This window comes from Streptomyces sp. NBC_00820, from assembly GCF_036347055.1.
In the GTDB taxonomy this organism is placed as follows: domain Bacteria; phylum Actinomycetota; class Actinomycetes; order Streptomycetales; family Streptomycetaceae; genus Streptomyces.
This window is the reverse complement of the sequence record NZ_CP108882.1, coordinates 1209117-1223183: the sequence shown is the minus strand read 5'-3', so window position 1 is coordinate 1223183 and position 14067 is coordinate 1209117. Positions and strand designations below refer to the sequence as shown.

At 72.2% G+C, this 14067-nt stretch carries 10 protein-coding genes; 1 reads left to right on the top strand and 9 read right to left on the bottom strand.

What is annotated here, in order from left to right:
* Positions 1-67: 67 nt before the first annotated feature.
* From OIB37_RS05630 to OIB37_RS05595, 8 genes are all read right to left on the bottom strand, one after another.
* Positions 68-1684: a sodium/solute symporter gene (locus OIB37_RS05630; RefSeq protein WP_330456408.1), complete on the bottom strand. Its 1617-nt coding sequence runs from the start codon at positions 1682-1684 to the stop codon at positions 68-70.
* Positions 1681-2112 carry a DUF485 domain-containing protein gene (locus OIB37_RS05625; protein ID WP_330456407.1) on the bottom strand — a complete coding sequence of 144 codons (432 nt, stop codon included), beginning with the start codon at positions 2110-2112 and terminating at the stop codon, positions 1681-1683. The genes OIB37_RS05630 and OIB37_RS05625 overlap by 4 nt, the downstream gene beginning before the upstream one ends.
* Positions 2113-3156: 1044 nt before the next feature.
* Positions 3157-5061: an ArnT family glycosyltransferase gene (locus tag OIB37_RS05620; RefSeq protein ID WP_330456406.1), complete on the bottom strand. Its 1905-nt coding sequence runs from the start codon at positions 5059-5061 to the stop codon at positions 3157-3159.
* A gap of 41 nt (positions 5062-5102) precedes the next feature.
* Entirely contained in the window at positions 5103-6182 is a 1080-nt protein-coding gene (locus OIB37_RS05615) for an NlpC/P60 family protein (RefSeq protein ID WP_330456405.1), read from the bottom strand.
* Between the two features lie 44 nt (positions 6183-6226).
* Positions 6227-6709 carry a poly-gamma-glutamate biosynthesis protein PgsC/CapC gene (locus OIB37_RS05610; protein WP_330456404.1) on the bottom strand — a complete coding sequence of 161 codons (483 nt, stop codon included), beginning with the start codon at positions 6707-6709 and terminating at the stop codon, positions 6227-6229.
* Positions 6709-8166 (bottom strand): poly-gamma-glutamate synthase PgsB, encoded by a 1458-nt coding sequence (gene pgsB / locus OIB37_RS05605; protein WP_330456403.1) that lies wholly within the window; start codon positions 8164-8166, stop codon positions 6709-6711. The genes OIB37_RS05610 and pgsB overlap by 1 nt, the downstream gene beginning before the upstream one ends.
* Before the next feature lie 15 nt (positions 8167-8181).
* Complete coding sequence (locus tag OIB37_RS05600) at positions 8182-10455, bottom strand: cache and HAMP domain-containing protein (RefSeq protein WP_330456402.1); 2274 nt, start codon at positions 10453-10455, stop codon at positions 8182-8184.
* 238 nt (positions 10456-10693) lie between these two features.
* A complete protein-coding gene (locus OIB37_RS05595; protein ID WP_330456401.1) occupies positions 10694-12037 on the bottom strand; it encodes an alpha/beta hydrolase family protein in 1344 nt (447 codons plus the stop codon).
* Positions 12038-12410: 373 nt separating this feature from the next.
* Here OIB37_RS05595 and OIB37_RS05590 point away from each other — a divergent pair, with 373 nt between their 5' ends.
* Positions 12411-12980 (top strand): suppressor of fused domain protein, encoded by a 570-nt coding sequence (locus tag OIB37_RS05590; protein WP_330456400.1) that lies wholly within the window; start codon positions 12411-12413, stop codon positions 12978-12980.
* A 65-nt stretch (positions 12981-13045) separates the two neighbouring features.
* Here the strand turns inward: OIB37_RS05590 and OIB37_RS05585 are convergent, their stop codons facing one another.
* Positions 13046-14062 (bottom strand): helix-turn-helix domain-containing protein, encoded by a 1017-nt coding sequence (locus OIB37_RS05585; RefSeq protein ID WP_330456399.1) that lies wholly within the window; start codon positions 14060-14062, stop codon positions 13046-13048.
* Positions 14063-14067: the final 5 nt, after the last annotated feature.

The following is a 14067-nucleotide window of genomic DNA, read 5'->3' as shown; positions in this document are numbered from 1 at the left end:
ACCACGGAGCCACGGACGACGCGCCGCCCGCAACCGGCCCTTCCCCCTGGGCCACGTCCTTTGCCGCTCAGGGTGCTTGGTTCGGGGGCGGAGGGCCGGTGAGGAGACGCCGCTCGTGCGTCTCGTAGCGGGCGCGCTCCCTCTCACCGGCGCGCCTGCCCGACAGCAGCGTCGTGATCCACCCCGCGATGAAGCCCGCGGGGACGGAGGCGAGGGCGGGCGTGTTGTAGGGGAACCAGGCGAAGTCGGCTTCGGGGAAGGCCGACAACGGCGTTCCGGAGACAAGGGTGGTGCCCGGGGTCAGCGCGAGGACGCTCAGCGTGCCCACGATGAGCGTGGCGAGGAGCGCCGCGCGGGTGTAGCGGCGCCAGAAGAGCGTGTAGAGCAGCGCGGGGGCGATGGCGGAGGCACCGAGGGTGAAGGAGACGGTGGCCAGCGGCTGAAGACTGCGGTGCTGCGCGAGGGCGGCCAGGAGGATGACCGGGACACCGACCGCGAGGGCGCTCGCGCGGGCCAGCGTGAGTTCGCGTCCCGGCGCCGGGGGAGTGGGGCGGGAGGCCGTCAGGTCGTGGGCGAGGGCGTTGGCGCAGGCGAGCGTCATGCTCGCGACGGAGGCGAGGAGGGTGAGGAAGACAGCCGTGGTGACGGCGGCGAAGAGCAGGCTCTCGGGCCGGGAGAGATCGGTCCCGAACGCGGCGCGGGCGCCGAGGAGATACGCCGTGGAGCCGTGGCGGTCGGCGGCGGAGACGCGGGCGCTGCCGAGGAGGGCGGTGGCGCCCGTGCAGACCAGCGTGAGCATCAGGATGAACAGGGTCACCGACGAGACCGCCCAGGACATGGCACGGCGCACCTGGCGCGGTGTGCCGGCGGTGTACATCCGCATGGTCACGTGCGGCAGGCAGGCGCCGCCCAGCACGATGGCGCACTGTGTGCTGGCCATGTCCAGGGCGGGGTGGGGGCTGCTGGAGTACTGCAGACCCCAGCTCAGATAGCCGGGTCCCGCGCCGCTCTGCCGTGCCGCGGTGCGGAACAGGGTCTCGGGGCTCCAGCCGAAGGTACGCAGGATCAGGACGCTGACGACCAGTCCCGAGGCGAGGAGCATGACGGTCTTGAGGATCTGGACCAGCGCGGTGCCCCGCATCCCGCCGAGGGCCGCGTAACTGATCATGAGGATTCCGGCCCCGGCCACGCAGCCGCTCTTCATGGCGGCATCGCTGAAACCGAGGACGTAGGCGAGGAGTTCACCGACGCCGGCGAGCTGCACGACCATCATCGGGACCAGTGCGACGAGGGTGACGGCACAGGCGGTGACCCGTACGGAACGTGAGGGGTGGCGCCGGGCGAGGACGTCGCCCATGGTGTAGCGGCCGGTGTTGTGCAGGGGTTCGGCGAGCAGGAACATCAGCAGGAGCAGCGACAGCAGCGCGCTGAGCGCCAGGACGACGCCGTCGTAACCGCACAGGGCGATGATCCCGCCGATGGTCAGGACGGTGGCGGCGGAGATGTAGTCGCCGGCGACGGCCAGCCCGTTGCGCAGCGGCGAGAGGGATCTGTAGCCGGTGTAGAACTCGGCCAGGTCGTCTCCCTCGGGGCCGGTGATCACGCACAGCAGCAGGGTCAGGGCCACGACGGAACAGAAGGCGACGAGGGACCAGGACTGCGCGGGTCCGCTGAACACCGTCACGATGCCCGCTCCCCGGTCGCGGCGGCCGGGTGCGCCTGACGACGGGCGCGGCGTGCCAGCGGGTCGACGAGGCGGTGCGCGGTGGCCTCGTAGAGTACGACGGCCACCCAGGTGACGGGGATCTGGACGAGGGCCAGGACCAGGCCGGTCGGAAGACCGCCGGGGCCGGGGCGGGTCATGAACCCGGGAGCCTTCACCGTCAGCGTGAGGAAGGCGGCGAAGTAGCCGAGCGCGGTGAACGTCGCCACGCGCCGCTGCCACCGGTGGGCGCGCCGCAGCAGGCGCAGCGTGCGGTTCGGGCCGGAGCGCGCATGGGGTGGGTGGGCGTCCGGCGGCTCGTGGCCGGTCGACCACGCGGGGGCGGGGCGGCGGCTCTCCCCGTTCGCGGCGTGGCGGCCGTGCGGTGACTCGGGACTTTCGTGCGGCATACCGGATCTCCTGAGAGGACCTGACCCGAAACGGCCGGACCCCCGGGTGCGGGAAGCGGTACGAGGGCCGCCGCCGCGCGGGTGGGGAACCGTACGAAGGGACTTCCGCGGGACTTCCTGGTCGCGCGCTGTGCCGTTTCCGGCCCCGTTCGACGCGCGAGGCGTGGTGGTGCGGGGCCGCGGTGCCGGTGGGATCGGGGTCGTCGAGTGGCCGCACGCGTCCCGTGCGGGTGGCCGGGAGCGCCGATGTCCGGTGGGCGGGGGACGGGACCGTCAGGGGGCGGATGCTTCTCGGACGGCACTGCGCCGTGCGAGCGGGTCGTCGGTGGCCGGGTCAGGTCGTGACACGAGTGAGCGGACCGTTGGGCAGGGTTTCACCCGACCGGTCTCCGCCATGGTCCCCGCCGACGGCGGTTCTCCGCCAGAGGGCCACCGGCGCGGGCGGCCCGGCCGGGAGAGCGGACGCCACTCGGGTTGCCTTCTGAACTTTGTGTATCGCAGGCCCAGTTGGCGTTTCGGCTCGCCGGCGGTGTTCCGCCGCAGGTGGAGGCGCCGCGACGGCGCAGCGCAGCCGTCGGGGACACCGGAGCGTCCTGCCGGGGACGGCGCTGTCCGTGATTCGTCGAGCCGATGGGCAAACGAAGCTTTGGGGGCGTGCGGGGTGGTGCGGAAACTCCGGCACGTGCGCCGTCGCACTCCGGCGTGATGCCCCTGTATCGCGGAGGCAGTTGTTCAGAGGCGGCCGAGGGAGTCACCCGCCCGGCGCTTTCGCGCACGCAGGACCCCGGCGCTTCCCGCCGCCTGTGTGAGCGGTGCGACCCCGGCATCCGGACGGCCGGGGAGTGCCGGAGCCCCCGGCATCCTGACGACGCCTCCCGGAAAAGCGGGCGACCCCGGCATCCGGACGCCCCCCGGGAAAGGGGGCGTCTGTGGACGACGGGGTCGGCGCGTGTCACCTCGGCACAGCGCTGTGCCCGCGCGAACGAGCGGGGCCTCCACCCATGCCGCCGGGACACGATCGGCGACCACGGGACGGCCCCGGCCTCACTTCTTCGGAGCGCAGTCGTACAGGGAGAGGCTGCCGTCGGCGCGGCGGCCGTAGGCGGCCGGACGGACGCGGGTGCAGTGGGACTTCACCCAGGTGGTGGCGGCGGTGGTGGGACGCCGCGTGGTGAGCAGCGCGTAGCGCACCTGGTGGGTGGCGACGAGGGTGCCCATCTGCTGGGCCGACGGGTAGGGGGTGAGACCGGTGAAGCCGCCCATGACGAACATGGGCTCGGACTTCGCGCGCAGCAGGGGCTCGGCGGCGTAGGCGGCCTGGGTGGCCAGCAGGTACTTCTCGCCGTGGCGGTGCGCGGTGAGGTAACGCAGCAGAGCGGTGTCACGGGTGCTCGGCCGGTCGAGCCCCACCCTGGCGATGGAGTGGTGGTCCCGGACGGCCGCCTCGTACGCGAGGCCGACCGGACCGGCCTGCGGCGAGGTGGAGGCGCCCGCGTACAGCGGGTCGAAGCAGGCGAAGGCCCAGCCGGCCGGGAGGACCAGCGTGGCCGCGATCCCGGCGGCGAGGGCGCTGTGGACCCTGCGTGGGGAGGTGCGGGGCCCGCTGACCCACAGACCCACCGCGCCGCACACCGCGAGCATCACGGCGACCGGCAGCAGCCAGGAGACGAAGCGGGTGGGCCAGTCGAGCACGAGCGCCCACACCACCGTCAGCGCGATCGACGCCGGCAGCACCAGGCGCCGCGGGCCGCACGCCTCGTACTCCGTACGGAAGACCGCGAGGCCGCCGCCGGCCAGCGCGGCGAGTGCCGGGGCGATGACGGCGGTGTAGTAGGCGTGGTTGCCGTTGGAGGAGCTGAACACCAGGGTGTGCACGGCCAGCCAGCCGCCCCACAGCAGGAACCCCGTGCGCAGCGGGTCGGTCCGCGGCTTCCCGGAGCGCCACAGGACGCCCAGCACCGCGGCGAGCACGGCGAGCGGCAGGAACCAGGCGATCTGGGGACCGACCGTGTGGTTGATCAGCATCGTCCAGCCGGTGTTGCCGGAGGTGCGGCTGGCGGCGGTTCCCGCGACGGCGCCGAACGCGGTGGCGTCGCCGCTGAAGCGGCTCATGCCGTTGTAGCCGAAGACCAGGGTGAACGGGCTGTTGTTGGACGTACCGTCGAGGTACGGGCGGGAGCCGGCCGGTGTCGCCCAGGCGATCAGCACCCAGGAACAGGAGACCACCAGGGCGACCGCACCGGCGGACAGGGACCGCAGGAACCTCTTCAACGGGGTTCCGGGCGCGGCGATCTGGTACACCAGGGCGAAGACCGGCAGCACCAGCCACGCCTGCAGCATCTTCGCCTGGAAAGCGAGCCCGACCCAGATCCCGCAGGTGATCAGCGGCAGCAGCCGCTCGGTGCGCACCGCCTTCTGCAGCGCTCCGGCGGCCGCGACCAGCAGCAGCGTGAGCGCGGTGTCCGGGATGGTGGCCCGGTTGAGGGCCACGGTGACCGGGGTGACGGTGAGGGCCAGCGCGGCGATCAGCGCGGCGAACGGCCCGGCCCAGACCCGTACGATCCGGTGCAGCAGCCACACGGTGAGGACGCCCTCGACGACCTGGGGCAGCACGGCCGCCCACGTGTGCGGGCCGAAGAGCCAGACGGAGGCGGCCTCGGGCCAGAAGGCACCGGGAAGCTTGTCCAGGGTGATCGAGCCGGCGGTGTCGAGCCCGCCGTAGAAGAAGGCACGCCAGCTGCCGGCCATCGACCGTATCGCCGCGCCGTAGAAGGGGTGGAGCGCGGCGGTCCCGATGCCCCAGGAGTACAGCACCGCGGCGACGGCCAGCACCGCGGCGAGCGCCGGGCGCTCCCAGCGCTGGACGGCCTCAGGCCGGCCGGAGGGACGGTCGTCCACCCGTCGGATCTGGAGGGTGCTGGTGAACTGGGAATCGGGGATGGCGGCCATGGCAGTGGTCCTCGGATCAGCGGACGGGTGAGGCGGCGTGTTCACAGGCGGCGGGCAGCCCTGAACCCGCGGGCGTAGAAGTCGGTTCCGTCCAGCAGCGAGCGGCCCGACATGTCGCCCATGGTCGGCCCGTTGGCGGCGGAGCGGCTGGAGTAGAAGCGGTGCCGGCCCTGGTCGTCGAGACCCAGGTACATCCCGCAGTGGTCGATGAAGTTCGGCCGGTCCTTGATGATGGCGAAGAAGACCAGGTCCCCGGGCTGCAGGACGCCCAGCTCGGTGGGCTGCTGGTTGGTGTGGGGGATCACCAGACGGCCGGGACCGTAGTCGGCGATGGCGAAGGCACGGCGCGGCATGCCGGCGCCCTTGGTGTTGGTGTTGTGCAGGGGGAGACCCATGCGGTAGCCCCACACCAGGCGCTGGAAGCCGGAGCAGTCGACGTCACCGTAGCGGGCCTGCTCCGGCTGCGCGCGCGTGCCGTCCGAGAAGGTCCAGGGGGTGCCCAGATAGTCGTAGAAGTCGGACTGTTCGTCGTGGTAGGCGAAGTCCAGGGGGTTGTCGACCTCCTGGTTGCGCGGTCCGAAGTGCGCGGTGCCCGCGTAGCGCACGCCCGATCCGTCGCGCTTGTCGGGCGCCCCGGCGCTGCTGTACTGGAACGCCACCGCGAAGACGTCCGGCTTGGTGTCGCCGAGCGCCTTGCCGAACCAGCTCTTGAACCAGGCGGACTTCTCCATGCCCGCCTGCCACGCGTGCGGCAGCACCCGCACCCACGCGTTCGTGGTCACCGTGGCGGTGGTGGTCCGCGGCTCGCTGAAGCTGCGGGTGGGCCCGGCGAGCACGGCGGTACGGGCGCCGTCGGTGAAGGTCGCGAGAGTGTCGCCGTCGGAGCCGCGGACGACGGTACGGCCGGGCTCGGACAGCCGCTCGAAGGTGTGGGCCCCGGACCCGGACCCGGTGCCCGCGCCGCCGCCGAGGTCGTCGCCGCCGCTGCCACTGCCGCCGCCGTGCTCGTGGCGGTTCCAGGCGTAACCGCCGGCCACCCCGGCGACCGCCACGCCCGCGATCGTCCCGAGCACGGCACGGCGATTGGGGCGGTTGCGCCTGCCGACGGGTTCAGAATGCATGGCGGGTACTCCTTGAGGATGCGGGGTGAAGGGCGGGGAGCGGATCAGGCGACGGGCAGCGCGCCGAGCAGCAGCCCGACGACCAGCACCACGTACGTGGCCAGCGTCACCGCGGTGGTCGAGATGAGCGTGGCCCCCAGCGGCTGGCGGACCATCTGGTAGGAGACCAGGCCGGGGACGATGAAGCCGAGCGTCTGCGACGTGTACAGCAGCGGGAACTCGTGGTTGAGGGCGAGCATCACGGTGGTCTGTATGAGTACCGCGCACAGCACCACGGCGGCGAACAGCCGCTTGCCGTAGAGGATCACCGTGCGCTGCAGCAGCTTCGTCATGAAGTAGGTGACCGCCGCGACACCGACCATCAGCGCCGCCATCTGCACGTCGGTGACGAGCGTGAGGGCGATCCAGCCGGGGGTGATCATCCCTCCGGGCGAGAGGTTGGTGGTCAGGTAGCAGACGAGCGAGAAGACCAGCCCGAGGGCGATCCCGAGCGCGGCGGTCTGTGCGGTGAGGTGAGCGGGGATCACTAACGGTTCCTCGGGGACTGGTGGGGATCGTACGACTGGTAGTCGTCTTCGGTTCGCCGGCCGTCGAGCCGGTCGTGGCGGGCGGCGAGCCGGCGGGCGAGCTCGCGCTGTCCCGGGACGTGGAAGCCGTTCGCCGGCGTCTCCAGCGGCGCCACCCAGCTGTAGGGCTCGGGAGCGGGGGGCGGGGACACCGCCATCTGCCGGGGCACCGCGATCTGCATCGTCTCCTGGTCCAGGCCGTCCCCGGCGGGAACGGCGACGAGTTCCTCCTCGGAGACGTCCAGCGGCAGTTCGGCGAGGCACTCCAGGAACAGCTCGCCCTGGCCGTGGATGTTGCCGATCGCCACCAGCGAGGAGGTGGGGCCGAGTTCCGCGAGGATCGCCTCGGTCAGCTCCTCGGGGTCCCGGCGGTCGCCGCCGAGATCCACCACCCGCCCGGTGAAGGCCGCCGGAATGGCGTCGCGGGCGCTCTTGGTCGGGTGGCCGATCAGGAAGACCCCCTCGGGGGCGAGGTCGGGGATGATCGCGCCCATCTGACCGTTGCGTTCCACCCGGTCCGGGCGGCAGTTGATGAGCACGTTGAGCGGCCGCTTGATCGCGCCCAGGTCCTCCAGCTGCTTGACGTTCATCAGCGTCGACTCGGGGTCGTTGGCCGCGAAGACGTTGGCGAAGCGCAGCCGCTTGCCCTCGGGGGTGACGTACCGCTCCACCGACAGCACGCCCGGGTCGGGCGGCGCGTCCCACATGCCCTGCAGCGCGGTCTGCCGCTCCACACCGAGCAGTTCGGCGACGGCGAGCGCGATCGCCACGTTCTCCTTGAAGGTGAACCAGCTGAAGCCGCGCAGTTCGGCGTCGCTCACCGACTCCGGATCGACCGCGATCAGACGGCAGTTCCGCTTGTCGGCCTCCTTCTGGAGGATGTGCAGACGGTCCTTCTCCGCCGTCACACACACCCCGCCGACCGGCATCGAGCGGGAGAGCGAGCGGGCCACGTCGTCCAGCGTCGGCCCCATCTCCTCCAGGTGGTCCTCGCGGACGTTGCACAGGACGCCGATGGTGGAGCGGATCAGTTTCTCCTGGTTGATCTCCTGCAGCGCGGGCATCACCGCCATGCACTCGATCACCAGCGCGTCCGGACGGTAGGTCGCCGCCCGGCGCACGATGCCGATCTGCTCGACGACGTTGGCCAGTCCGAACTTGCGGTACACCGGCTCCTCGGTGGCGTCCGGATGGATGAACCTGGCCGCGGTGCCGGTGGTCTTGCCCACCGTGACCAGGCCGCCGCCGCGCAGCGCGCCCGCGCACAGCCTGGTGATCGAGCTCTTGCCGCGGATGCCGTTGACCAGCACCCGCGTCGGTATCTGGTCCAGCGAAGCGAAGTGCCGCTTCTGCTCCAGGATTCCGGCGACCCACAGTGCGGCGCAGCACAGCAGGACAATGACATAGAGGAAGAGCACGCCGAATCCGTCCTTCTACCGCTGGAGTGTGTTCTCGCGCCGCGACCGGCCGGGATCGGCGGTCTGTCCGGACCTGCCCGCCCGGCCGCGTTCGGCGAGGGCCTGGCGCATCAGCTCCAGGCCGCGGGTGACCGAGCCGACCTCGTCGTGGTTGACCGGGTGCAGCACGGTACGGCGGTCCCCGCTCGCGAGCTTCTCGCCGAGCACGGCGACCGCGCGCAGCGGCCGGATCACCACGACGTGCAGCCAGCCCAGGCAGGCGGTGCTGAACGCGAGGGCCAGGATCCCGGCGAGCATGGTGCGCTGCTGGGCCTGCACCGCGGGGAGCCGGAGCGCCGCCGCGGGCTCCGCGGTCACCACACGCCAGCCGAGGTGCGCCGTCGGGCCGCTCTGTGCCAGCGGCGCGGCGGCGTCCACCGACGGACCGGACGACGAGGAGAGCACCGTCGAGGTCGCGGTGCCCGCGGTGCCCGGCGCGCTCTGGGCGGCGCGGGCGAGACGGGTCAGACCGGCGTCGGGCAGCGACTGGAAGGCGCGGTAGCCCACGCTCGCCGCCAGCACCTTGCAGTCGGCGTCCGTCACCCAGACGCTGCCCAGATCGGGCCTGTTCAGGATGGAGTTGAGCGATTTCACGTCGATCTCGCCGAACAGGACCACCCCGGCGGCCGGGGACGCGCCCTTGACCGCGCGGACCTGGGTGTAGGAGGCGATGGCCGGGATGCGGCCCGAGGTGTTGACGGTGGTGACCCCACCGCCGCCGGGCACGTGGACGAGGGTCCGCAGCGGCGTGTCCCCGACCCGCAGCGTGATGGCACCGGAGCGGTCCAGGAGATACAGCGAGCGGTACTGCTTGTGCTCGGCGAGGGTGTGCCGCAGGAGCTCGGTCTGCGCGTCCCGGCTCCGGCCCGGCAGGTTTCCGGCCACGTCGCTCAGGTCGGCGTACGACTGGTCGAGCGACTGCCGGACGCGGTTCGCCGCGAGTTCGGCGCGCGTCTGCTGGTCGGCGAGGACCGGAGCGGGCACCGCGGTCGCGGTGTCCGCCCGGTTCAGCATGAAGATCATCGGGACCGCCCAGCAGGCCACCAGCAGCACGCCGAGCGCGGCCAGCGCCCGGTAGCCCGGTCCGCGGCGGGCCGGGAACTCCTGCGGGCCGCTCTCGCCCAGCAACTGCCGGCGCAGCGACTCCAGCAGCCTTCCGATCCGGGCGAGTTCCCCGAAGCCGTGCACGGGCACGGGCCGGGCGAGCTCCGCCGCCGCGGCCGGGCCGCTCTCGCTCGCGCCCCTGGCCAGCCGGCCGGCGGACAGGTACAGCCGCAGCAGCGGACGCTGCACGAGGAAGTGCAGCGCCGACCAGAGCAGCAGCACGACCACGACCAGGGCCGCGGCGGCCGCGAGCGCGAAGCTCCAGTAGTCGGCGGCGTCCGCGGTCGTGGTGGGCACCGCGCGGGAGGTGAGCACCACCAGGCCGAGGCCGTCGGTGTCGCCCGGACCGGTCGCCGAGGCGACCTGGGCCCAGCCGGCCACGGTGCGCCGAGCGCCCGTGGCGGCGCCCAGCAGGTTTCCGGAGGCGTCGGTGCCCTGCCCCGACGCGCTCACCGCGCGGGCCGTCGCCATGGGCAGAGCGCCGCCGGCCGCGTCGGGTGACGGCGTGCCGTGGGACGCGGTGACGAGGGCCTTGCCGCTCGCGTCCAGTACCACGGCCGTGCGCCCGTCACCGTAGGTGGTGACGGCGGGGAGCGCCTCGGAGACCGCCAGCAGCCACTGCCGCTCGGTCCCGCTCGGGACCTGGTTCTGGTCCTGGTTGGCGTCCACCTTCTGCGCGGGCAGCGTGACCCTGGCGAAGTACAGCAGCTGCCGCGCGCCGGCCGAGGTCACCAGCCGGGGCGGGATCGGACCGTGTCCGGACGTCATTTCGGCGGCCTTCACGCCGGCCAGCGTCACCGGCCCGCCACCGGACGCCAGCAGTCGGCCGGTGTGCGCGTCGAGCAGCACGGCGCCGCGGTCCGCCTTGCTCGCGGCGGTCAGCGCCTTGAGGGTGCTCGCGGGGGTCGATGTGCTCGTCGCGGTGTAGGCGGCGGCCGTACGGCGGACCGCGCCGGCCTCGGCGTCGATCGTGGTGCGCACCGACAGCGCGGTGTCCGCGGCGATCCGCTGTTCCGAAGTCCGCACGGCCTGCGGCACGTGCTCGGCATGGATGCCGCCGAGGCCGACGACGGTCAGGGCGGCGACCAGGAGCAGCAGCAGGATGAGCGAGGCGATCGGCGGGCGTACACCGCCGAGCAGCGGCATGTCGGCGCGGCGGCGAATGCGGTGTCGGCGCGGCGCCCGGGACTCGGTGGGCAGGACAGCGGTTCCTCTCTCGAAGGTCGCCTAGCGCAAAAACGTTCGATAGGGCGAACGAACACTTTAGTCGCATCCGATCACATGTCCATCACACTTTCGTACCGGCGTTGTCCGGGCGAGGTGCGTTTTCCGGCCACATCGAAGGGCGGCCCCGCGAGACGGGGCCCGCCCTTCGAACGCCCGGTCAGCGGACGAAGGAGATCTCCGAGTACTTCTTGGAGGGCCCGTCGAGCAGGGTGCTGTGCTGCTTGCGCAGCGTCTGGTCGAAGAAGGCGGCGAGGTAGACGCGCTGGATCTCGATCGCGCGGTTCGGGTCGATCGTCCCGTACTGCTGCTGGAGCTGGCTCTTGGAGAGCCCGAGCAGGTTGGCCTCCTGCGCCACCATCCACTCGTTGTCGCTGAACGACAGGTGCGCCGCGCCGTGCAGCTGGATGTCGACCCGGTAGCCCTTGAGGTGTGACCACAGGGTGCGCCACGAGCCGTCGGTGTTGCGGTTGTGGGTGCCGGAGCTGAACAGCATGAAGGGGCGGTCCAGGTTCTTGCTGGGCGCCGAGCCGAAGAACTGCCCGTCCAGGTTGGCCCCGGCGGCGATGCGGTGGTCGAGCTGCATGGCGGTGTCGACCGCGGCGCCGCCCAGCGACCAGCCGAACATGCCGATCCGGGACATGTCCACGGACTTCGTCAGACCGGTGGGGAGCGTGGCGTGACCGGCGTCCGGGTTGCCGCCCTTGCTGAGCGTGCCGAGCTGGTCGATGACGAACCGCATGTCGGCCGCGCGCACGTTCAGCGTGTCCGAGGAGTGCGAGCCCGCCGGCATCGTGTTCACCTCGACCCGGTTGCCCGGGAACTGCACCTCGTTGGCGTCGTGGGTGTGGTCCACGGTGACGACGAGGTAGCCGCGGCTGGCGAGGTCCTGGGCGAGCACGGTGCCCATCGCGCGGTCGGAGTGCAGCCCGGTCGAGTACAGCAGGACGGGCAGCTTGCCGAGCTTGGTGTCCACCGGGGCGAGCACGTGGCCCGCCGTCGTCGGCAGGGTCACCTGCTGCGGCGACAGGCCGCGCGTGGCGAGGAAGTGGGCGCCCGAGAGCGACGGCATCCACGGCGCCTGGTAGTGCCCGGACGGCGCGGCGGTCGGGTACCAGAGCGAGACCATCAGCTCGCGGGACTTCTTGCCGGACACGTACGGGTCCGTACGGGACTTGTCGACGAGGTGCAGGCCGACCATGCCCACGCTGGAGCGCCCGGTCGGCGCGGGCATGGTGAGCTTGAGCGGGGACGACGAGCGCAGGCTGTTGGGCGCGGCGGTCGCGGCGTGGGCGGCGTTGCGCCTGCCGGTCAGCTCGTCGTTCTCGGGCGCCCAGGGCGCCTTCGGAGTGGGCGAGCCCTCGGTGGCCGTGGGCTTGCCCTGTGTCGTCCCGGCGGCCATCGCCGGCGTCATCCCCGCGGCCAGCGCGACAGCGACCGCACTCGCCGTACCTGCCGCTTTGGCGATGGCTCTGCGACGTTCGCGCGGGCGTCGGTGTTTCATGGAACCCCCTAGTGGGTCAGTGATCGCAGAACAGACGATCGACTGCCGCACACGGTATCGCCGTTGTGGGGACGATGAACCGGCGCACCCCGCACAGGCCGCCCGGCGGGGCGGACGGTCACGCTCGTCCCCGGTCCGCCGGCAGGGGCCGCGCGCAGGGCCCGAGGCGCTGGTCCGGCCGGTGACGACGCCGGTCCCCGGTGGTCCCCGCCGGCGGCGCCGGCCCGGCTCCGTGCACGGCCGTACGCCGCCCGGCATCTGGCTCGATTTCTGTGGGGGCCTGTTACAGACCTGTTTCCCACGGACCCGTCGAGGAGGGCCCCGGAGGGACCCCGGCGGCGTCCACGGGTGAGTGATCGTGCAGGCTGACGGCATGGTCAGTCGCATAGAGAAGTACCTCGCCCACCTTGACCGGCTGTCCAGGGGAAGGGAACCCCGCTTCTTCCCGGTCGAGTCGACGAAACAGGGCCTGAACGGTGTGACGGAGATCGTGTACGACGACCTGCCGGACGGACTCTCCACGACGCTCACCTACGGCCTGTCCCTGGCGGAGCACCCGGACTGGCGGCACGGCTCGCCGGAACTCTGCATCAGCGTGAACTCGGCCGACGTGATCTGGGCCCACGCCGTGGGCTACCTCGCCGAACAGCTCCGCGGCACCGTCCCGTTCGCTTACGGCAACACCATCGACTTCGGCGAACGCATCACGCCCGCATCGGAGATGACCGCTTTCTGTGTTTTCGCGCCGATCGTCCTCGACAGGGACGACCACCTGGGAATCGACGTCGGCGTTCCGGGAGACGAAGGGCACGACGTGATCAACATTCAGGGGATTTACCCCATCCACGAGGTGGAACGGCGGTTCATCGACGAGCAGGGGCTCGAAGCCTTCTGGAATCGCGACTGGGAACCGACCGACGTCTCGCGCCGCCCCGCCGTCTGACCCCGGGGCCGCGGCGGATCCGGCCGCTTTCCATGCGGCTCCTCTGTCCGATCCCCGGCTGGGCTCTATTCGATCCCCGGCGGGGCGCCCCTCAGGTTCCTGCTCAGCATCGTCGCCCCCAGCAGCGTCAGCGTGTGGACGACCGTGTTGGCATGGCGGTGGCTGGTGATCAGGCCGGCGTCGCGCAGCGCCGCGGTGTGATGGGTGGCGGTCGCCGGGGTGACTCCGGCCCGGCGGGCGGCTTCGGTGGTGGTCGCCCCGGCCGCCGTGGCGCGCAGGACGGCGGCTCGGGCCCGGCCCAGCAGGGCCTCCAGAGACGGTGAGCCGGCGGCCTCCGCGGCGGTCCGGGCCGGCCCGGTGGGCACCTTGTGGTGGAGCGAGTAGACGAGGACGGGGGGTAATCCTGGATCGGCGAGGGAGACCGGCCCCTTCCAGCAGAAGTACGACGGTATGAGCAGCAGCCCGCGGCCCCTCAGCCGGATGTCGTGTTCCGTCGGGTACGTGTCGATCTCCAGGCGCGGGTGTCGCCAGCGCATCGCCGGGCCGAGCCCTTCGAGGAGGCCCTCGGCGCCGCCGTCGAGCAGATGCCGGGCCAGTCGCATCCGTTCGGTGTGCACGCTCTCGTGCACCCACTCCTCATGGGGTTCGATGACGGTCCGGTGGTAGGCGCGCAGAATGCCGACCAGTTCGCCGCGGGCCTCCCTCCCCGGCAGCCGGCCGAGCCGGGCCGGCACCCGGCTGACCCGCGTGAGGGCGGCGAGTTCCGCCGCCACCCGGTCCGGGGGCGTGGCGAGGATCGCCTCCAGCCCGGCTTCCAGCCCGTCCGCCCCCTCCAGCGGTGTCAGGAAGTCGGGCCAGTACGACGCGCGCGGGAAGAGAGGCAGCAGGACCTGTCGCACCACGCCCTCGAGCCCCGCCTCCCGGAGCCGCTCACGCGCCGTGCGGTACCAGTGCGCGTATGCCCAGCGGCCGGCGGGGGTCTGGAAACGGTGAAGGCTGGCGGCGATCTCCCACAGCGGGTGCGGAGCGGAGGCGACCCTCGTCCTGGCCAGATCCTCGGCCGAGAAATGGATGCGAAGCACGGCCA

Excerpts from the sequence above, each read along its gene's own strand:
- OIB37_RS05615 (WP_330456405.1), bottom strand. The coding sequence starts at position 6,182 with ATGCATTCTGAACCCGTCGGCAGGCGCAACCGCCCCAATCGCCGTGCC.
- OIB37_RS05590 (WP_330456400.1), top strand. The coding sequence starts at position 12,411 with ATGGTCAGTCGCATAGAGAAGTACCTCGCCCACCTTGACCGGCTGTCC.
- OIB37_RS05595 (WP_330456401.1), bottom strand. The coding sequence starts at position 12,037 with ATGAAACACCGACGCCCGCGCGAACGTCGCAGAGCCATCGCCAAAGCG.
- OIB37_RS05625 (WP_330456407.1), bottom strand. The coding sequence starts at position 2,112 with ATGCCGCACGAAAGTCCCGAGTCACCGCACGGCCGCCACGCCGCGAAC.
- OIB37_RS05620 (WP_330456406.1), bottom strand. The coding sequence starts at position 5,061 with ATGGCCGCCATCCCCGATTCCCAGTTCACCAGCACCCTCCAGATCCGA.
- OIB37_RS05600 (WP_330456402.1), bottom strand. The coding sequence starts at position 10,455 with ATGCCGCTGCTCGGCGGTGTACGCCCGCCGATCGCCTCGCTCATCCTG.